12 protein-coding genes are annotated in these 19,658 nt (G+C 72.8%); 3 read left to right on the top strand and 9 right to left on the bottom strand.

The window, feature by feature from the left end:
* Positions 1-62: 62 nt before the first annotated feature.
* The 5 genes from CP973_RS08055 to CP973_RS08035 form a co-directional block, all read right to left on the bottom strand.
* Positions 63-4,103, bottom strand: coding sequence for an Rne/Rng family ribonuclease (locus CP973_RS08055; protein ID WP_150238850.1), 4,041 nt, complete (start codon positions 4,101-4,103; stop codon positions 63-65).
* 250 nt (positions 4,104-4,353) lie between these two features.
* Positions 4,354-5,097: a TIGR03936 family radical SAM-associated protein gene (locus CP973_RS08050; protein WP_150238849.1), complete on the bottom strand. Its 744-nt coding sequence runs from the start codon at positions 5,095-5,097 to the stop codon at positions 4,354-4,356.
* 115 nt (positions 5,098-5,212) lie between these two features.
* The gene (locus tag CP973_RS08045) at positions 5,213-6,298 is read right to left on the bottom strand and encodes a hypothetical protein (RefSeq protein WP_341874800.1); all 1,086 of its coding nucleotides are present in this window, start codon (positions 6,296-6,298) and stop codon (positions 5,213-5,215) included.
* Between the two features lie 222 nt (positions 6,299-6,520).
* Complete coding sequence (locus CP973_RS08040) at positions 6,521-8,446, bottom strand: TIGR03960 family B12-binding radical SAM protein (protein WP_150238847.1); 1,926 nt, start codon at positions 8,444-8,446, stop codon at positions 6,521-6,523.
* Between the two features lie 211 nt (positions 8,447-8,657).
* Positions 8,658-10,412 (bottom strand): CYTH and CHAD domain-containing protein, encoded by a 1,755-nt coding sequence (locus CP973_RS08035; protein WP_150238845.1) that lies wholly within the window; start codon positions 10,410-10,412, stop codon positions 8,658-8,660.
* A 297-nt stretch (positions 10,413-10,709) separates the two neighbouring features.
* Between CP973_RS08035 and CP973_RS08030 the strand changes: the two genes are divergently transcribed.
* From CP973_RS08030 to CP973_RS08020, 3 genes are all read left to right on the top strand, one after another.
* Positions 10,710-12,089 carry a family 2B encapsulin nanocompartment shell protein gene (locus CP973_RS08030; protein WP_150238843.1) on the top strand — a complete coding sequence of 460 codons (1,380 nt, stop codon included), beginning with the start codon at positions 10,710-10,712 and terminating at the stop codon, positions 12,087-12,089.
* Positions 12,076-13,869 (top strand): SufS family cysteine desulfurase, encoded by a 1,794-nt coding sequence (locus CP973_RS08025; RefSeq protein ID WP_150238841.1) that lies wholly within the window; start codon positions 12,076-12,078, stop codon positions 13,867-13,869. The genes CP973_RS08030 and CP973_RS08025 overlap by 14 nt, the downstream gene beginning before the upstream one ends.
* A gap of 145 nt (positions 13,870-14,014) precedes the next feature.
* On the top strand, positions 14,015-14,479 hold the full coding sequence (locus CP973_RS08020; protein ID WP_150238839.1) for a hypothetical protein: 465 nt from the start codon (positions 14,015-14,017) through the stop codon (positions 14,477-14,479).
* A 55-nt stretch (positions 14,480-14,534) separates the two neighbouring features.
* Here CP973_RS08020 and rodA read toward each other — a convergent pair whose 3' ends face one another.
* From rodA to mreC, 4 genes are read right to left on the bottom strand one after another with little or no spacing between them, the layout of a single operon-like run.
* On the bottom strand, positions 14,535-15,743 hold the full coding sequence (gene rodA / locus CP973_RS08015) for a rod shape-determining protein RodA (RefSeq protein ID WP_150238837.1): 1,209 nt from the start codon (positions 15,741-15,743) through the stop codon (positions 14,535-14,537).
* The gene (gene mrdA, locus CP973_RS08010; RefSeq protein ID WP_150238835.1) at positions 15,740-17,881 is read right to left on the bottom strand and encodes a penicillin-binding protein 2; all 2,142 of its coding nucleotides are present in this window, start codon (positions 17,879-17,881) and stop codon (positions 15,740-15,742) included. The genes rodA and mrdA overlap by 4 nt, the downstream gene beginning before the upstream one ends.
* On the bottom strand, positions 17,878-18,600 hold the full coding sequence (mreD, locus tag CP973_RS08005) for a rod shape-determining protein MreD (RefSeq protein WP_150238833.1): 723 nt from the start codon (positions 18,598-18,600) through the stop codon (positions 17,878-17,880). Before mreD ends, mrdA begins: the two co-directional genes overlap by 4 nt.
* 3 nt (positions 18,601-18,603) lie before the next feature.
* Positions 18,604-19,536, bottom strand: a complete 933-nt coding sequence (gene mreC, locus CP973_RS08000) for a rod shape-determining protein MreC (RefSeq protein WP_150238831.1) — start codon at positions 19,534-19,536, stop codon at positions 18,604-18,606.
* Between the last annotated feature and the right edge of the window lie 122 nt (positions 19,537-19,658).

Raw genomic sequence — 19,658 nt, 5'->3', positions numbered from 1 at the left:
ACGGAACCCCGACCGGGGGGTCAAACCGGCCCCGGGCGCGTACGGCCCGGGGCCGGTCCTGCTCAGTCCTCCGCCGAAGCCGAAGCCGACACCGACGCGGCCGGGGCCTGCTCGGCGGCAGCGGTCTTCTTGGCCGCCGCCTTCTTCGTCGTGGTCTTCTTCGCGGCCGTCTTCTTGGTGGCGGCCTTCTTCGCCGTGGCCTTCTTGGCGGTGGTGGCCTTGGCCGTGGCGGTCTTGGCGGTGGTGGCCTTGGCGGTGGTGGTCTTGGCGGTGGTGGTCTTCTTCGCCGCCGCCTTCTTGGCCGTGGTCGCCTTCTTGGCCGCCGTCTTCTTGGCGGGGGCCTTCTTGGCGGCCGTCTTCTTCGCCGCGGTCTTCTTGGCGGGCGCCTCCTCGGCGGCCTCCTCAGGGGCCTCCTCGGCGGGCGCCGCCACGTCCGGGCTCACGGCCTCGTCCGTACGTACGGCGCTGTCGGCGGCAGCCTCGGCGACCGGCTCGGCCACCGGCTCCGCGACCGGCTCGGGCGCGGCCTCGGCCGCCGGGGCGCTCGCCTCGGCGACCTGCACCGCGTCCTCGGCGGTCTCGGCGGACTTCGGCGGGCCCGCCGGAGCGGACGCCTTACGGGTGGCCCGGCGGCGCGGCCTGGCCGGCGCGGGCTCCGCGGCGGGCGCCTCCGCGACGGGCTCCGGCTCGGGGGCCGGGGCCGGGGCGGGCTCGGTCTCCACCACGATCGCGGCCGCCTCGGACGCCTTGGGCGCGCCCGCCGGAGCGGTCACCTTGCGGCTCGCGCGACGGCGGCCCCGGCCGCGGACACCGGCCGCCGCCTCGGCCTCGGCCGGGCTGCCGAACCACTCGTCGGCACCGTCCACCGCGGGGCTCAGCTCCGCCTCGGTCACCGCGACCGGCTCCAGCTCCGGGTGCTCGTCGGCCCGCGCGGTCTCCGCCTCGGGCTGCTCGTCCTGGTGCTGGTGGTCGTGGTGCTGGTGGTCCTGGCCGGACGCGCCCGACTTGCCCTTCTTCTTGCGCTTGCCGCCACCGCCGCCACCGGCCGAGGACGGCTGGTCCATGTGGACGATGACGCCGCGGCCGTTGCAGTGCACACACGGCTCGGAGAAGGACTCCAGCAGGCCCTGGCCGACCCGCTTGCGGGTCATCTGCACCAGGCCCAGCGAGGTGACCTCGGCGACCTGGTGCTTCGTACGGTCGCGGCCCAGGCACTCCAGCATCCGCCGCAGCACCAGGTCCCGGTTGGACTCCAGCACCATGTCGATGAAGTCGATGACGACGATGCCGCCCAGGTCGCGCAGCCGCAGCTGGCGCACGATCTCCTCGGCCGCCTCCAGGTTGTTCCTGGTCACGGTCTCTTCGAGGTTGCCGCCCTGACCGGTGAACTTTCCGGTGTTCACGTCGATGACGACCATGGCCTCGGTCTTGTCGATCACCAGCGAGCCGCCGGAGGGCAGCCAGACCTTGCGGTCCAGCGCCTTCATCAGCTGCTCGTCGATGCGGTACGTCGCGAAGACGTCGACGTCCGAGGTCCACTTCTGCAGGCGGTCGACCAGGTCCGGGGCGACGTGCTCGACGTAGCCGTGGATGGTCTGCCAGGCGTCGTCACCGCTGACGATGACCTTGGAGAAGTCCTCGTTGAAGATGTCGCGGACGACCCGGACGGTCATGTCGGGCTCGCCGTACAGCAGGCTCGGCGAGCTGGTGGAGCCCGCCTTGGCCTTCTTCTGGATGTCCTCCCACTGCGCCTGGAGGCGCTCCACGTCGCGGCGCAGCTCGTCCTCGCTGGCGCCCTCCGCGGCGGTACGGACGATGACGCCCGCGTCCTCGGGGACGATCTTCTTCAGGATCTGCTTCAGACGCGCCCGCTCGGTGTCCGGCAGCTTGCGGCTGATGCCGGTCATCGAGCCCTCGGGCACGTAGACCAGGTAGCGGCCGGGCAGCGAGACCTGGCTGGTCAGCCGGGCGCCCTTGTGGCCGATCGGGTCCTTGGTGACCTGCACCAGCACGGACTGGCCGGACTTCAGCGCGGTCTCGATGCGGCGCGGCCCGTTGGCCATGCCGAGCGCCTCGAAGTTGACCTCGCCCGCGTACAGCACGGCGTTGCGGCCCTTGCCGATGTCGACGAAGGCGGCCTCCATCGACGGCAGGACGTTCTGCACCTTGCCGAGGTAGACGTTGCCGACGTACGACGTCGACTGCTCCTTGTTGACGTAGTGCTCCACGAGCACGTTGTCCTCAAGGACGCCGATCTGGGTGCGCTCGCCGCTCTGGCGGACCACCATCACGCGCTCGACGGCCTCGCGGCGCGCCAGGAACTCCGCCTCGGTGATGATCGGCACCCGGCGGCGGCCCTGCTCACGGCCCTCGCGGCGGCGCTGCTTCTTGGCCTCCAGACGCGTCGAGCCCTTGATGGACTGGACCTCGTCGGACGGCTCGTCCTTCTTGCGCGGCTCGCGGACCTTGACGACCGTACGCTCCGGGTCGTCGCCGTGCGTGGTCTCCGCCTCACCGAGGTCACCGCTGCGACGGCGGCGGCGACGGCGACGGCGGCTGCTGCTGGACCCGGCGGCCGGCTGCTCGTCCTCCTCGGCGGCGGGCTCGGCCTGCTCGGCCGGCTCCTCCTCCGCGGCGGCCTGCCCGGCGTCGGCCTGCCGGCCCTCGTCGGCCTGCTCGCCGTCACCGTCGGCGGCCTCGCCACGGCGACGGCGGCGGCCACCGCGACGACGACGGCGGGAGGGGCGGTCGCCCGACTCCTCGTCGCCCTGCCCGGCCTCGGCCTGCTCGTCGTCGGTGTCGTCCTCGGCCTCGGCCCCGTCGATGTCCCGGGTGTCCTGGACGGGCGCCTGCTCGACGGCCTGCTGCTCGGCCTCGGCGGCGGCACCGCCCCGGCGGCGACGGCGTCGGCTGCCGGCCGCGGGCTGCTCCTCCTCCTCGGCGGCGGACTCGACCTGCTCGGCGGCGGCCGCGGCGGCGGCAGCGGCGGTCTCCGGGGTCTGGAACATCGGCTCGGTGAAGACCGGCGCCTGGAACACGGCCGTCGGCGCGCGCCGCTCACGGCGGCGGCTGCCGCGCGCGGGCTGCTCCGGCGCGGCCTCGGCCTCGGCACGCGGCGCCTCGGCGGCGGGCTGCTCCTGCTGCGCGGCCGGCGCCTCGGACGCCCGCTCGGCACGGCGGCGCGAACGGCGGCGGGGCGCCTCGGCGGGCGCGGCGGCCTGCTCGGCGGCCGGGGTCTCCGCCGCAGCGGGCTCGGCGGCGGCCGGGGCGCTCTCCACGGCCTCGGCCGGCTGCGGGGAGCCCGCGGGGGCGGTGGCCTTACGGGTCGCGCGGCGCCGCGTACGGGCGGGCTTGCTGTCCTCGGCGGCCGGGGCCTCGGCGGGCGCGGCGGCGGGGGCCTCGGCGGTCTCCTCGGCCTCTTCCTCGTCCTCGGCCTGCGCCTCGGCGTCCGCGCTCAGGGGCTCGGCGCTCTGCGACTCGGCGCTGCTCTGCGGCGAACCGGCCGGGGCGGTGGCCTTACGGGTCGCACGGCGGCGCGTACGAGCGGGCTTGCTGTCCTCGGCGGCCTGCTGCTCGGCGGCGGGCGCGGTGTCCTCGTCGGCCTGCGGCGCGGCGGACTCCGCGGCCTGCGGCGCGGCAGTGGCCTCGGCGGCCTCGGCCGCGGGCGGACCGGCCGGCGCGGAGGCGCGGCGGGTGGCGCGGCGACGGGGCCGGGCGCGCGGCGCCTCGTCCTCCGCCGCGGGCTGCTCCGGCTGCGCGGCCGGCGCCTCGGGCGCGCTCTCCACGGCCTCGCCCACCTGGGGGGATCCCGCCGGAGCGGTGGCCTTACGGGTGGCCCGGCGGCGCGTACGGGCGGGCTTGGCGTCGTCGCCGGAGACGACCGTCGAGGCGGTGCTCGTGTCGTCCTGCGCTGGACTCGCGACCGTGGTGCTCTCCGCGGTCACCGGGGCCTCGGCGGGCGTGCTCGCCGCCGTGGGCGGGCCGGCCGGCCGGGAGGCGGCGCGGCGCCGGCGGCGCGGCGGCAGCGTGTCGCTGGGGGTGCTGCCCTCGGAAAGCTGCTCCGTAGGACCGCTGGATTCGTTGGGCTCAATGGGTTCGAGCATGCGGGCGGTTCTCCCGTCACGCTCCCGGGCGCCGCGCCTGGTTCCGGACGCGGCCCGCGTGATGTGCGCGGTGCCGCCCTCCGGGGCGCGGGCGCCGCACGGGAGCTGTCGTCTCGCTCGCCGGGCCCGTAGGGCGGGACCGGCGAAAGTCTGCTGGTCAGTGCGTCTGCCGGACCGGGGAGTCTCCCTGGTTGATCGGCGACGCGACGACGGCGGTCCTGCTACAGGACCGTCCGGCGCCTCGCGGCACTCAGCCGGCGGCCGTTGATGTGCCGGCCTCGGCAGCGTCGCGGTCGGGCGCGAGCGGGTCGGTCACCGCGCCGGTCTCCTCATCGAGCAGCCCCTGCGCCAGCCTGGTCACCGCAGCGGGGACCGGCGGCGCCAGGTCGGCCGTAGCTCGGAGGCCGGACAGGACGTCGTCGGGTCGTACGGCAGGTGTCGCATGCCGAACAACCAGCCGCAGTATCGCACAGGCATCGCCACCCGGCCTATCGCCCTCGGGCGCCGCGGCTTCGAGGCGGGCCACCGCGGCCCGCGCGTCGAAGGTCCGCATGCCGTTCTTCGTACGGCGTTCGACCTGCACTTCCTCGGCGGCGAGGAAGGCCTCGACGGCGTGCGCCGCGTCGGCGGGCGTGACGCCGTCGAGGCGCAGCTCCCACACCGACGCCTGGAGCCGGTCGGCGAGCCCGGACGTACGGGCCTCCACCGCGTCGGTGATGTCCAGGCCCGCCGGCAGCGACTCGTCCAGCAGGGTGCGGAGCGTGTCCGGGTCGCGGCGCTCGGCGAGCTGGATCTCCAGGTACTCGGCCTCGCTGCCGGTACCGGTCGGCGCGGCGTTGGCGTACGACACCTTCGGGTGCGGGGTGAAGCCCGCCGAATACGCCATGGGGACCTCGGCGCGGCGCAGCGCCCGCTCGAAAGCGCGCTGGAAGTCGCGGTGGCTGGTGAACCGGAGGCGGCCGCGCTTGGTGTAGCGCAGTCGGATGCGCTGCACCGCCGGTGCGGGCGGCGGGCCTTCGGGCTGTCGCTTGCCCAGTGTTACTTCTCCTTGGTGTGAGGGCGCTACTGGACGTCACCCCCGCGGGAGCGGGGACGGTCCCGGATGACGCCTATCCAGCGTCGCCCAGTCCGGGCCCCCGTGTGGACGGGGACACGTCGCGCCCGGACGTCTTACCTAGAGTACGTGCCGCCGGTACCGCCTGTTCCCGCCGGGGCTCTGGCACCGCGGCCGGCTCCGGCCGCTTCGGGCTCCCGAACAGGGCCCGCCGGACCTCGGCGCGGGTCTGCCGTACGGACTGCCGGGCGGCGCCCAGCGCACGGCGTACGGACCGGCCCGCCTCCCGCGCGGCGGCGCGCACCGGGCGCCACAGCACGTCCCGTACGGCGTGGCCGACCGGGGTGAGGACCGCGCGGTGGACCCACCGGAACGGCTCGACGAAGATCCACCGCAGGAGTGTGCCGAGGAAGCGGCCGACGGCCCGGGAGACGTACCCGGCCACCCGCCAGGCGTGTCCGAACGCGGCGCCGGTCTCGCGCGCCACGACGGCCGCGGCGGCGCCGACCGCCCGGCCCGCCGGGGCGAGGACGTACCGCCACACCGCGACGGCCGGGACGACGAGCGTCCACCGTACGAGTGCGGCGACGGCGGCCCCGATGCCGCGGACCACCCGGACGATGCCGTGCCCGACCGGCGTCAACACGTGCCGGTAGCACCACCGGGCGGGGAGCACGACCAGGCGCAGCACGAGCCAGGCGAGCCCCGCGCCCAGCCCCCGGAACACCCACCGCACAGCGTGCCCGACAGGCGTAAGCACCCGGCGGTAGCCCCAGAGCGCCGGCACCACGACCAACTGGTGGACCAGCCAGGCCACGGCCACGCCGACAGCCGTGCCGACGGGCACCAGCACGTACCGCCACAGCGCGGCCCAAGGCCAGTAGAAGACCGCTTTGCCCACCCAGGCGAGCGCGGCGCCGAAGGCCCACACCACCCAGGCGATCCCGTGCCCGACCGGAGTCAGCACCCACCGGTACACCCAGGTCGACGGCACAACGACCAGCACCCGCCCCAACCAGGCGAAACCACGCCCGACCGGCCGCAGCAGCCCCCGGTCCAGCGCCCGCGCACCGGCGACCAGCACGTCCCACACCATCCGCACCGGCACCACGACCACCAGCACCACAACACGCACCGGCACCCGAACCAGCCGCGTCAGACACCCCTCCCCCGGCGCATACCCCCCGGGCACCCGTTCCCGCACCGGCGCCCGGTCCCCTGCACACTCCTTGGACAGCGACGGCCCGGCTGTGGGCTCCATGCGGTTTTCTCCCCCTCGCGCCCGGTATGGGCACTGACGTACGCATGCCGCGGCCCGGCTCCGCATCACGCGGGGCCGGGCCGGGGCACGAACCTGGAACGCTTACTTGACGACGGTCAGCGGCAGCAGCTTCTTGCCGGTCGGGCCGATCTGGATGTCGAGGTCGAGCTGCGGACACACCCCGCAGTCGAAGCAAGGCGTCCACCGGCAGTCCTCGACCTCGGTCTCGTCGAGGGCGTCCTGCCAGTCCTCCCAGAGCCAGTCCTTGTCCAGGCCGGAGTCGAGGTGGTCCCAGGGGAGGACCTCCTCGTAGGTGCGCTCGCGGGTGGTGTACCAGGCGACGTCGACGCCGTACTCGGGCAGGGTCTTCTCGGCGGCGAGCATCCAGCGGTCGTACGAGAAGTGCTCGCGCCAGCCGTCGAAGCGGCCGCCGTCCTCGTAGACGGCGCGGATGACGGCGCCGACGCGGCGGTCGCCGCGGGAGAGCAGGCCCTCGACGATGCCGGGCTTGCCGTCGTGGTAGCGGAAGCCGATGGAGCGGCCGTACTTCTTGTCGCCGCGGATCTTGTCGCGCAGCTTCTCCAGGCGCGCGTCGGTCTCCTCGGCGGAGAGCTGGGGCGCCCACTGGAAGGGGGTGTGCGGCTTGGGGACGAAGCCGCCGATGGAGACGGTGCAGCGGATGTCGTTGGACTTGGCGACCTCGCGGCCCTTGGCGATCACGTTGACCGCCATGTCGCCGATCTGGAGCACGTCCTCGTCGGTCTCGGTGGGCAGGCCGCACATGAAGTACAGCTTCACCTGCCGCCAGCCGTTGCCGTAGGCGGTGGCGACGGTACGGATCAGGTCCTCTTCCGAGACCATCTTGTTGATGACCTTGCGCATCCGCTCGCTGCCGCCCTCGGGCGCGAAGGTCAGTCCCGAGCGTCGGCCGTTGCGCGTCAGCTCGTTGGCAAGATCGACGTTGAAGGCGTCGACGCGGGTCGACGGCAGCGACAGGCCGATCTTGTCTTCCTCGTACCGGTCGGCGAGGCCCTTGGCGATGTCGCCGATCTCGGTGTGGTCCGCGGAGGACAGCGACAGCAGGCCGACCTCCTCGAATCCCGTGGCCTTCAGGCCCTTGTCCACCATCTCGCCGATGCCGGTGATGCTTCGCTCCCGCACGGGGCGCGTGATCATGCCGGCCTGGCAGAAACGGCAGCCGCGGGTGCAGCCACGGAAGATCTCGACCGACATCCGTTCGTGGACGGTCTCGGCCAGCGGGACGAGGGGCTGCTTGGGGTAGGGCCACTCGTCCAGGTCCATGACGGTGTGCTTGGACACCCGCCACGGGACGCCGGAGCGGTTGGGCACGACGCGCGAGATGCGCCCGTCGGGCAGGTACTCCACGTCGTAGAACTTGGGGACGTACACGCTGCCGGTCTTCGCCAGGCGGAACAGCAGCTCGTCGCGCCCGCCCGGGCGGCCCTCGGCCTTCCAGGCGCGGATGATGTCGCTGATCTCCAGGACGGCCTGCTCGCCGTCGCCGACGACCGCGCAGTCCAGGAAGTCGGCGATCGGCTCCGGGTTGAAGGCCGCGTGGCCGCCCGCGAGGATCAGCGGGTGCTCGTCCGTCCGATCCTTGGCCTCGATCGGGATGCCCGAGAGGTCCAGGGCGGTGAGCAGGTTGGTGTAGCCCAGCTCGGTGGAGAAGGAGACGCCGAGTACGTCGAAGGCGCTCACCGGGCGGTGCGCGTCGACGGTGAACTGCGGCACGCCGTGCTCGCGCATCAGGGCTTCGAGGTCCGGCCACACGCTGTAGGTGCGCTCGGCCAGGATGCCCTCGCGCTCGTTGAGGACCTCGTAGAGGATCATGACGCCCTGGTTGGGCAGCCCGACCTCGTAGGCGTCCGGGTACATCAGCGCCCAGCGGACATCGCAGGCATCCCAGTCTTTGACGGTGGAGTTGAGCTCTCCACCGACGTACTGGATGGGCTTCTGGACATGCGGGAGAAGCGCTTCCAGGCGCGGGAAGACCGTCTCGACAGGCATCGCGGCGTCTTTCATGAGCTGGCAGGGGTGACCATCCAGCGTACCCCGGGAACGAGGTCCCGTTGACGGGCCGCATCGGTCGTGCATCGGTGGCGGCCCCCGTGAGGGCATCAGGGTGGGCGGGCGGTCACGGGGCGGGTGCGGTGGGTCACGGGCGGGGGCCGCCGGTCTGCGGGCCCCGGACGTTGCCGACGGGCGTCCCGCACGGCCGTCAGCCGCCCAGCTTCCTGCGCAACCCCGGCCTCGACGCCTTCCGCCACACCTCGGGCAGCTCGCGCTCACGGGCGGCCGCCGCCGCTTCCTCCCGCCCGTACAGCAGCCCGAAGCTGAACCCGCCCTCGCCCGCGCCGTGCGCCTGTACGGCGAGATCGCGCAGCGCTTCCCGGGCCAGCACGCTGTCCTGGTGGTCGCCGAGCAGCTGCTGCACCCGCTTCATGCGCCCGGCGAACTTCTCCGCCGGGCCGCCCAGCGCCGGCCCGGCCGCCTCCGCCGCGTACCGCACGCGCTTGGCCGCCTTGCGGGCGCTGTGCAGCGCCTCGTCGCGCTCCGGGCCGGCCGGCGCCGCCATCGCGGCCGCCACCCGCCCGGCGAGCCGCCGGTACTCCTTGAGCACGGCCTCGCCCATGGGGCGCGCCGGCGGGCGGGCCGCGGCCGGGCGCAGCGGCGGGTCCGCCAGGAGCGCGTGCAGGCGCTCCAGCAGCGCCAGGTGCCGCGCGCCGTCCAGGACCGCGAGCAGGGTCCGCCGCGAGCCGAGGCGGCGGCGCTGCGACCACAGGCGCAGCCGCGCGGCCACCGGCCCGAGCCGCAGCTCGCGCGGCAGGCCCGCCAGCCCGGCACGCAGCCGCTCCGCCAGCACCTCCCGGTCCCGGTCCACGCCCAACCGCCCTGCCAGCCACTTGAGTTCGTCGCCGATCGGGTCGGTCACGGACCGGTCCAGCACCGTGCCGTACGAGCGGAAGGCGCTGCGCAGGCGGCGGGTGGCGACGCGCATCTGGTGCACCGAGTCGGGCAGGTCGCGGCGGACGGCCGGGTCCAGTTCGACGAGGGTGCGCACCTGCTCCCGGACGTACGCGAGGACGGCGTCACCGGCGGTGCGGGGGGTGGTGGTCCGGGCCTTTTCGCGGGACTTGTCGGCCGCCTTGGCCTTCGCCTTGCCGCTTCCGCCGCTTCCGCTGCTTCCACCGCTTTCGCCGCTTCCGCTGCTTCCCGCCGTCCCGGCCAGCGCGCGGGCCAGCTTGGACGCCGAACCGGCCGGGCGGATTCCCACGGCCGCGAAGGCCTCGCCCACCGCGTCCAGGAGCCCGATGTCGCCGTCCCCCACCAGCTCCACCTCGATCTCGCGCCAGCGGACCCCGGTGGTCACCCGGTCCGGCCGCGCCGGCCGCCGCCCCGACTCGCCCTTATCGCCCCCATCACCCCTATCGTCCCCACCATCCCTATCGCGCCCATCGCGCCCATCGCGCTGAAGCTCGTCCGCCGCGTCTGGCGCGCACGTCGCTTCACCCGTCCCGTACGGACCGGCCCCGTCGCCCAGGCGGTGCGCCACCACGTCGTCCACCGCCACCTCCGCGAGCGGCTCGCCGCCCGCGGTCTCCAGCACCCACAGCGTGCGCCGGGTCCGCAGGTGCGCGACCGGGGCCAGGGGCGCGCCGCGCACCCGTGAGCGCACGAGGGCGGCGAGCTTGCCGGGCAGCCGCTCGGCGAGGGGCATCCGCACCTCATCCCGTACGCCGGGGGCCACCGGGAGTTTCAGGTGCCAGCCCGCGTCGCCGCCGCCGGTGCGCCGCCGCAGCGTGATGCCGTCAGCCGCGAGCCGCTGGTCAGGGGTGTCGTAGTAGGTGGCGGACAGGACGACGGTGCCCTGGTCCGCGAGGGCCGCGACCCCGGCGACGCCGGTCAGGTCGGGCAGTTCGGCGCTGTCGTCGGCTTCGTACTTCCGCTCGATTTCCCGCACGGTGTCCGCCATGGATCGAATCTAGCCGCGTGTGGGGCGGCGAGGCAGTCCCCGACCGGACGTTCGCGCGGCGCCGTTCGGTCCGGCGGACGGATTCCGTCCTGGCCACACGGCACACGCGTCGAAAACAGTTCATCCCTGCACGAACACCTGCGAATGCCGGATAGCTCCTTTCCGGCCTGTTGCGGAAATACGCCGTCTTGCCGTCGGCAGATGCCGCTCGGACGATCGGTCCCCTCCATACCGTGCGGACCGCGGCGGCCGTGAGGGCCGCCGCATGCCCGCGCGCCCTTTCACGAGGAGGTCGTGATGACCACAAATGGCCGTTTGAGCCTCGGTCCCGACGCGGCACGGCAACTCGCCACCACCACCAAGACCACGCCGCAGATGCGCGGCATCACCCCGCGCTATCTGCTGCGCGCCCTGCCCTGGGTGGATGTCGAGTCCGGCGTCTACCGCGTCAACCGGCGCCGTACCTTCATCCTGGGCGACGACCGGATCAGCACCTTCTCCGAGGGCGACAGCCACCGCATCGTCCCCGAGGACCTGCGGGAACTGCCGTTCCTGCGGCAGGCCGACGAGGGGCAGCTGCGCGAGCTGGCCGAGACGTGCGACGAGGTCACCTTCGACGCCGGGCAGACGCTGTGCTCCGAGGGCGACAACGCCGACCGCCTGTGGGTGCTCGTACGCGGCCGCGCCGAGAAGCGCGTGACCGGGCGGTACGGCGAGGACGCGTTACTGGAGGTCGTCGGGGACGGCCAGTTCTTCGACCTGAAGGCCTGGGCCAAGGGCGAGTCGCAGCCGTACCAGGTGCGGGCGCTGACTCCCGGTGTCGCGCTGTGCGTCAGCCGCGCGAAGCTGGCGGAACTGGCCGACCGCGACGAGTCGCTGCGCACCACGCTGGAGTCCTACTGCGCCGGCGAGATGCCGACGCCGGGCGCCGAGGCGCCGGTCGACCTGGCCGCCGGTCACGTCGGCGAACCGGACCTGCCGGGCACGTACGTGGAGTACGAGGACGCGCCGCGCGAGTACCACATGAGCCTCGCGCAGACCGTGCTGCGCGTGCACACCCGCGTCGCCGACCTGTACAACCAGCCGATCGACCAGACCCGGGCGCAGAGCAACCTGACCGTGCACGCGCTGCGCGAGCGCCAGGAGTCGATGATGCTCAACCACCCGGACTTCGGGCTGTTCAACCAGGTCGCGCCGGGCATGCGGGTGCAGACGCGCACCGGCGCGCCGACGCCGGACGACCTGGACGAGATGCTGGCCAAGGTGTGGAAGCAGCCCGGGTACTTCGTCGCGCACCCGCGGGCGATCGCCGCGTTCGGCCGGGAATGTACCCGCCGGGGTGTGCCCCCGGTGACCGACACGCGGTTCGGCAGTCCGCTGCTGACCTGGCGCGGCGTGCCGCTGCTGCCGTCCGACAAGGTGAACATCAACGGCGCGGGCACGACCGAGATCCTGCTGATGCGGGTGGGCGAGGCGGAGCAGGGCGTGGTGGGCCTGCGCCCGGCCTCCGTACCGGACGAGGTGGAACCGGGCCTGTCCGTACGGAACATGGGCGTCGACCAGAAGGCGATCACGTCGTACCTGGTCACGGCGTACTTCAACACGGCCGTCCTGGTGGAGGACGCCCTCGCCGTCCTCCAGAACGTCGAGGTGTCCAAGTACCATGACTACTCCTGAGTTCACGGGGCTCGCGGCACCGCTGAGCGCGCTCCTGGGCAGGGAGGCGAAGACCGGCGCGGCGGATGCGGCAGCGGCCCCTGCCACCGGCACCACCACGGCCGTCCGTACGGACACGGCCACGAGCACGGCACCCGCCCCGGGCACGGGCGCGGCTCCGGGCGCGGGGGCGACCGTCGTCCCGGCCGCGGCCATGGCGGGCCTGCCGGGCATGCAATCGGTTCCGAGCGCGGTACCGGATACGGGCGCGGTACCGGATACGGGCGCCGTACCGGGCACGAGCGCCGTGCTGGGCATGGGAACGGTTCCGGGCATGGGGACTGTCCCGGGCATGGGGACTGCCCAGGGCATGAGCGCGGTACCAGGCATGGAAGCAGTCCCGGGCACGGAGACGGTCCCGGGACTGAGCGCGGTACCGACCGCCCCAGTCCAAACCCCTACCACCGCGCCCACATCAACCACGCCCACCACCCCAACAACCACCCCAACAACAATCCCAACACCCACCTCCGCCTCCACCCCCACCCCGACAACCACCCAACACCTCCCCGGCACCCAACGCGGCGCGTTCTCCCCCGAGATGGCCCGGCGTGACGTCCCGATCCTGCACCGGCTGGTGAACGGCCGGCCGCTCGTGTGGCTCGACAACGGGGCCACCACCCAGAAGCCGCGCCAGGTGATCGAGGCGGTGGCGGCCTTCTACGGTTCGGCCAACTCCAACATCCATCGCGGCGCCCACACCATGGCCCGCGACGCCACCGCCCTGTACGAGGCGGGCCGGGCCGCCGTCGCGGACTTCCTGGGCGCCCCGTCCCCCGAGGAGATCGTCTTCGTCCGCGGCACCACCGAGGCGATCAACCTGGTCGCCGAGACGTGGGGCCGGGCCAACATCGGTCCGGGCGACGACATTCTCGTCCCCGTGCTGGAGCACCACTCCGACATCGTCCCGTGGCAGCAGCTGGCCGCCGAGACGCATGCCCGGGTGGTGCCGGTGCCGCTGCTGCCGGACGGGCAGATCGACCAGTTCGCCTACGCCGACCTGCTGTCCTCCCGTACCCGGCTGGTGGCCGTCAGCCATGCCTCCAATGTGCTGGGGACCGTTCCCCCGGTGGCGGAGATGACGGCGCTCGCCCACCGCTACGGGGCCAAGGTGCTGGTGGACGGCGCCCAGGCGGTGGCCCACTTCCCGGTCGACGTACAGGCCATGGACGCCGACTTCTACGCCTTCTCCGGCCACAAGCTGTTCGCGCCCACGGGCATCGGCGCGCTGTACGCCAAGCCCGAGCTGCTGGCGGCCATGGTGCCGTGGCAGGGCGGCGGGAACATGATCGAGTCCGTTTCCTTCGACCGCACGACGTTCGCGCCCGCGCCGCACCGCTTCGAGGCCGGTACGGGCCACATCTCGGGCGTGGTCGGGCTGCTGGCCGCGCTCGACTGGCTGTCGTCCTTCGACCACGAGGCCGTCGCCGAGTACGAGGCCGATCTGCTGGCGTACGCGCGGCAGGCGCTGGCCATGGTGCCGGGCCTGGAGATCCTGGGGGACGCCCCGGACCGCATCGCGGTGCTGGCGTTCACGCTCGCGGGCCACGACTCGACGGCCGTGGCGCAGTTCCTGGACCTGGAGGGCATCGCGGTCCGCTCCGGTCACCACTGCGCCCAGCCCGCCCTGGCCCATTACGGCCTGGACAGTGCCGTACGCGCCTCCCTGGCCCTCTACAACACCCCCGAGGAGGTCGACCAGCTGGTGTCCTCGCTGCTGCGGCTGCAGCAGTCGCCGTAACCCGACCGGAGCGCCCGCCCCGACCCGCGGGGGCGGGCGCTCCCCGGGCCGGGGCACGGCCATGATCCACAGCCCCCGTCCGCGGCTGTCACCCCCTCCCGGTACAGTTCCCTCCTCGGTTCGCGCACATCCAGCAGGGGGGACGATGCTCGCGCATCTGGCGGACACCGCACGGCAGTTGGCGGCCGTTCTGTGGCAGCAGCACACGGTCTACCGGGACCGCACGGGCGGTGTGGTCATACGGGGCGAGCACGTCGAGCGGTGGATCAGTCTGTCCGCCACCGGCACCCGTGGGGAGGTACTCATACGGGCGGGCCGCATCCTGGACGGCGGCACGAGCGCGCCCGCGCGGGCGGAGACCGTGATGCGGCTGGACAGCGGCACGGGCGAACTGGCCGCCGCCTGCCGCCGGCTGCTGGCCGACATCGCGATGAGCGCCGAGCCGGCGGCGTCCCGCGCCCCGGGGTACGCACGGCCCGCGCGGCAGGCCCGCCCGCGGCCGCGGAAGGCACGCGTCGCGCTGTGGGTGGTGCTGGCCACGGTGACCAGCGCCTCCGTGGTCGCCCTCCTGGTCGCGTACAGCTCCTACAGCGCCGCGTCCGGCCGCTGACGTACGCTCCCACGGCCCGGTGGCGTACACCCGCCGGGCGGAAACCGCCGGCTCGTCAGGCCGACACCGGCCGCTGTACGTGAATGGACTGGAGCAGCCCTATGGCGATCCAGACCGCGAACATGGACGTGCCGCCGTAGGAGACGAACGGCAGCGGCAGGCCGGTGACGGGCATGATGCCCAGCGTCATGCCGATGTTCTCGAACGACTGGAACGAGAACCAGGCGATGAAGCCCGCCGCCACGATCGTGCTGTACAGCTCGCTGGCCTCGCGGGCGATGCGGCAGGCGCGCCACAGGACGACGCCCAGCAGCACGATGATCAGGCCCGCGCCGAGGAAGCCCAGTTCCTCGCCGGCGACGGTGAAGATGAAGTCGGTCTGCTGCTCCGGCACGAACTGGCCGGTGGTCTGGCTGCCCTGGAAGAGGCCGGAGCCGGTCAGTCCGCCGCCGCCGATGGCGATGCGCGCCTGATTGGTGTTGTAGCCGACGCCCGCGGGGTCCAGGCTCGGGTTGGCGAAGGCGGCGAACCGGGCGATCTGGTAGTCGTCCAGCAGGCCCAGCTGCCAGATGGCCACACAGCCGATGACACCGGCGCCCAGCAGTCCGAGGATCCACCGGTTGGAGGCGCCGGAGGCGAGCAGCACACCGAGGATGATCGCGCCGAGGACCATCACCGAGCCGAGGTCCGGCATCAGCATGATGATGGCGACCGGCACGGCGGCCAGGCCGAGGGCCTGGACGACGGTGCGGTGGTCGGGGTGCGGGCGGTCGCCCGCGTCGACCCGGCCCGCGAGGATCAGCGCCATTCCCAGCGTGATCGTGATCTTGGCGAACTCGGCGGGCTGGAGGGAGAGGCCGCCGGGGATGGCCAGCCAGGAGCGGGAGCCGTTGATCGTGGCGCCCAGGGGCGTGAGGACGAGCAGCGCCAGCACCAGCGAGAGGCCGTAGAGGATCGGCACCGCGCCGCGCAGCGTGCGGTGCCCGAGCCAGATCGCGCCCGCCGCCAGGGCCAGCCCGATGCCGGTGTTCAGCAGGTGGCGCAGCAGGTAGCCGTACTCGTCGCCGTGGGTGAGTTCGGTGCGGTTGCGGGTCGCGGAGAACACCAGCACCGCGCCGATCAGGGACAGTGCCAGGCTGCACAGCAGCATGACCCAGTCCAGCCGGCGTACGACCGAGTCGCGTGCCGTCAGTTTGCCCCAGGCGCCGCGGTCGGGGCTGTAGCGGCGGACGGTGAAGCCGTTCGCGGTGTGGGAGCTGGTCACCGGCCCCGCCTCCCGGCCGCGGCGGGCGTCGGTGTGGCGGCGACGGGCGTGATGGGCTGCGCCTGGATCGTGCCGTCACCGAGGATCTTGGGCAGTCCGGTCTGCGGCTTGGGCAGCAGCGCCTTCGACTCGTCGATCTTGCCCTTGTCGTCCACCCCGTACAGCGCGTTGTAGATCTTGCGCACGGCGGGACCGGCGGAGCCCGAGCCGGTGCCGCCCTGGGAGATGGTCATGACGATCGTGTAGTCCTTGGTGTACGTGGCGAACCAGCCCGTCGTCTGCTTGCCGTAGACCTCGGCCGTACCGGTCTTGGCGTGCATCGGGATCTTGTCCTGCGGCCAGCCCTGGAAGCGCCAGGCGGCGGTGCCGCGGGTGGCGACGCCGGCCAGCGCCCCGTCGATCTGCGACAGGGTCTTGGCGCTCACCGGCAGCTTCCCGTGCGACTTGGGCGCGATGTTCTCGATGTGCCTGCCGTCGGGGCTGACGATCGCCTTGCCCACGGTCGGGTTGTACAGCGTGCCGCCGTTGGCGATCGCCGCGTAGATCGTCGCCATCTGTATCGGGGTGACCTGGGTGTCGCCCTGCCCGATGGAGTAGTTGACGGAGTCACCGGCGCGCATCTTCATGCCGGACTCGCAGTTCTCCCGGGCGATCTTCGAGACATAGTCGTCGCCGGACTTGCCCTGCTTGCACCAGCTGTCCTTGTTGGCCTCCCAGTACCGCTTCTTCCACTCGCGGTCCGGGACCCGGCCGGTGACCTCGTTGGGCAGGTCGATGCCGGTCTCCTTGCCGAGGCCGAACTGGTGCGCCATTTTGTAGAACCAGTCCTTCGGGTTCTTCGGCTTGTTGCCGCCGTCCTTCTGCCACTGCTGGTAGGCGAGGCTGTAGAAGACGGTGTCGCAGGACACCTCCAGGGCCCGGCCGAGGTTGATCGGCCCGTAGCCCTTGGACTCGAAGTTCTTGAAGACCTGGCCGCCGATGCTGAACGAGGCGGTGCAGGGGTAGGTGCCGTCGAAGTCGTACCCGGCGGCGACCGCGGCCGAGGTGGAGATGACCTTGAAGATCGATCCGGGCGCCGACTGGCCCTGGATCGCCCGGTTCAGCAGCGGGTAGTTGGAGTCCTTGCCGGTCAGCTTCGCGTAGTCCTTGCCGGAGATGCCGCCGACCCAGGCGTTGGGGTCGTAGGACGGGTTGGAGGCCATGGAGACGACCCGGCCGGTCTTGTTCTCCATGACGACCACGGCGCCCGCGTCGGCCTTGTAGTTGGTGCCGGTGTTCTTGTCGTGCTCCTTGCGGGCGTCTTTCATCGCCTGCTCCAGTTCCCGTTCCGCTATGGCCTGGACGCGGGCGTCTATGCTCGTGATGACGTTGGAACCGGGGACCGCCTTGTCGCTCTTCGCCTTGCCGATGACCCGGCCGAGGTTGTCGACCTCGTAGCGCGTCACCCCGGCCTTGCCGCGCAGCTGGCTGTCGTAGGTGCGCTCCAGCCCGGAGCGGCCGATCTGGTCGGAGCGCAGCAGCGGCGAGCGGGTGTTCTTGGCCTTCTGGATCTCCTCGTCGGTGACCGGCGAGAGATAGCCGAGGACCTGGGCGGTCTGGGCCTTTCCCGGGGCGGCGTAGCGGCGTACGGCGGTGGGCTCGGCGGAGATGCCGGGGAAGTCCTCGGAGCGCTCGCGGATCTGGAGGGCCTGCTGGGTGGTGGCCTCGTCGGTGATCGGGATGGGCTGGAAGGGCGAGCCGTTCCAGCAGGGCTGCGGGGTCTTGGCGTCGCACAGCCGGACCTTGTTGCGGATCTCCTGCTCCGTCATGCCCAGGACCTTGGCGAGGCGGCCGAGCACGGCCTTGCCGTCGTCCTTCATCTTCAGCAGTTCGGTGCGGCTGGCGGAGACGACCAGGCGCGTCTGGTTGTCGGCGAGCGGGATGCCGCGGGCGTCGAGGATGGAGCCGCGGGTGGCGGGTTCGACGACCTGCTGGACGTGGTTGTTGCGGGCCTCGTCGGCGTACTCCCGGCCGTTGCGGATCTGGAGGTACCACAGCCGGCCGCCGAGGGTCAGCAGCAGGGAGAAGACCAGGATCTGGATGGCGACCAGCCGGATCGTGACGCGTGAGCTGCGGCCGGTCTCCGGGATGTTGGTCACAGTCGTTTGACCCCCTTGATGCGTCCTGTCTTGCCACGGGACGATCTGCCGAGCAGTCCGCCGCGCTGGCCGCCGATGCGGGTCGGCTTGGACGGAAGGTTGGTGCGCATCGAGCGGCTGGCCTTGAGGCCGGTGCCGGAACCGAGCCAGCCGTAGGCGCTCTTGCGGCCCTTGCCGGAGCCGCCCGGCCCGCCGGCCGCGTCGGTGGCCAGCGGGTCGTGTTCGGTACGGCGGGCCAGCGCCATGACCACCGGTACGGCGAACGGGGCGAGCAGCAGGTCGTAGAGCGTGGCGGTGAACAGCAGCCAGCCCAGGCCCACGCGAGCGGCGGCGGAGTCGCCGACGAGCGAGCCGACACCCGCGTACAGCAGGGTCGAGCCGAGGGCCGCGCCGATCACGACCACCAGCGGCATGGTCGCCGAACGGTGCTGGCCGCTGTCCGGCTTGGTCAGCCCGGCCACGTACCCGATGACGCACAGCACCAGGGCGTAGCGGCCGATGGCGTGGTCGGAGGGCGGCGCCAGGTCGGCGAGCAGACCGGCGCCGAAGCCGATCAGGGCGCCGGGGACGTGCCCGTAGACCAGTGCGAGGCCGAGGACGACCAGGAGCAGCAGGTCCGGTACGGCGCCGGGCAGCTGGAGCCGTGCCAGCACGCTGACCTGGACCAGCAGGGCCACGACGACCAGCGCGGCCGAGAGCAGGATCCTCTTGATGCGCATCGGTCAGCTCCTGGGGGAGGCGCTCGCGGTGGGGGTGGCCGTGACGGTGACCGTCGGCGTCGGCTTGGGCTTGGCGGGCTTGGGCGGCAGCACGGTGTCGCGCGGGTCCTCGCGGGGCGGCTGGACGACCACGCCGACGATGTCCAGCTTGGAGAAGCCGACGAACGGGCGGACCTGGAGGGAGCGGGTCAGATCGCCGTTGGACGGATCGACCTTGACGACCCGTCCGACCGGGACGCCGGGCACGAAGGGCTTGTCGGCGCTGGAGCCGAAGGTGACCAGCCGGTCGCCCTTCTTCACCTCGGCCTTGCCGTTCAGGAGCTGGACCCGCAGCGAGTCGCCGCCCTGGCCGGTGGCGAACCCGATCTCGTTGGTCTTCTCCATGCGGGTGCCGACGGTGAAGTCGGGGTCGTTGGCGAGCAGCACGGTGGCGGTGGTGCGGCCGACGGTGGTGACGCGGCCGACCAGGCCGTCGCCGTTGAGGACCGTCATGTCGCGGGCGATGCCGTCCTGGGAGCCGGCATCGATGGTGACGGTCCAGGAGAAGCCCTGCGCCGCGCCGATGGCGATGACCTGGGCGCCCTTGATGCCGTACTGGCCGGTGCCGGCGGTCTTGAGGATCTTGTCCAGCTCGGCGGCGCGGTTGCGGTTGCGGTCGGCGGAGCCCAGCTTCGCCTTGAGGGCGGCGTTCTCCCGTTCCAGGGCGCTGATGCGGGTGTGCCGCTCGCCGGAGTCCCGTACGGCGCCGACGGCGTTGCCCACCGGGTCGACGACCGTGGCGATGCCGCTCTCGACCGGCCCGAAGACCGCCGCGGCGGCCTGCCGGGCACCGGCGAGCGGGGACCGTTCGCCGCCGCGGATGTCCACCGTGATCAGCGCGAACGCGATCGCGACCAGCAGCACCAGTAGCAGCCGGCTCTCTCGTGTGTCCCTCACGTGCGGCGGCCGTGTCCTTCCTCGTAGGACCGGCCGGCTGCGGGCCCGCGCCGGTCGCGCTGGGGAGTGCGGTTGTGCCTTTATACGCAGTGCTCGCCTGTTGGGGCGTGGTGCCTGTATAT

The organism is Streptomyces albofaciens JCM 4342, from assembly GCF_008634025.1.
GTDB lineage: Bacteria > Actinomycetota > Actinomycetes > Streptomycetales > Streptomycetaceae > Streptomyces > Streptomyces albofaciens.
Note: the sequence above shows the minus strand (reverse complement) of the source record. Positions and strands in the feature narration are given on the sequence as shown.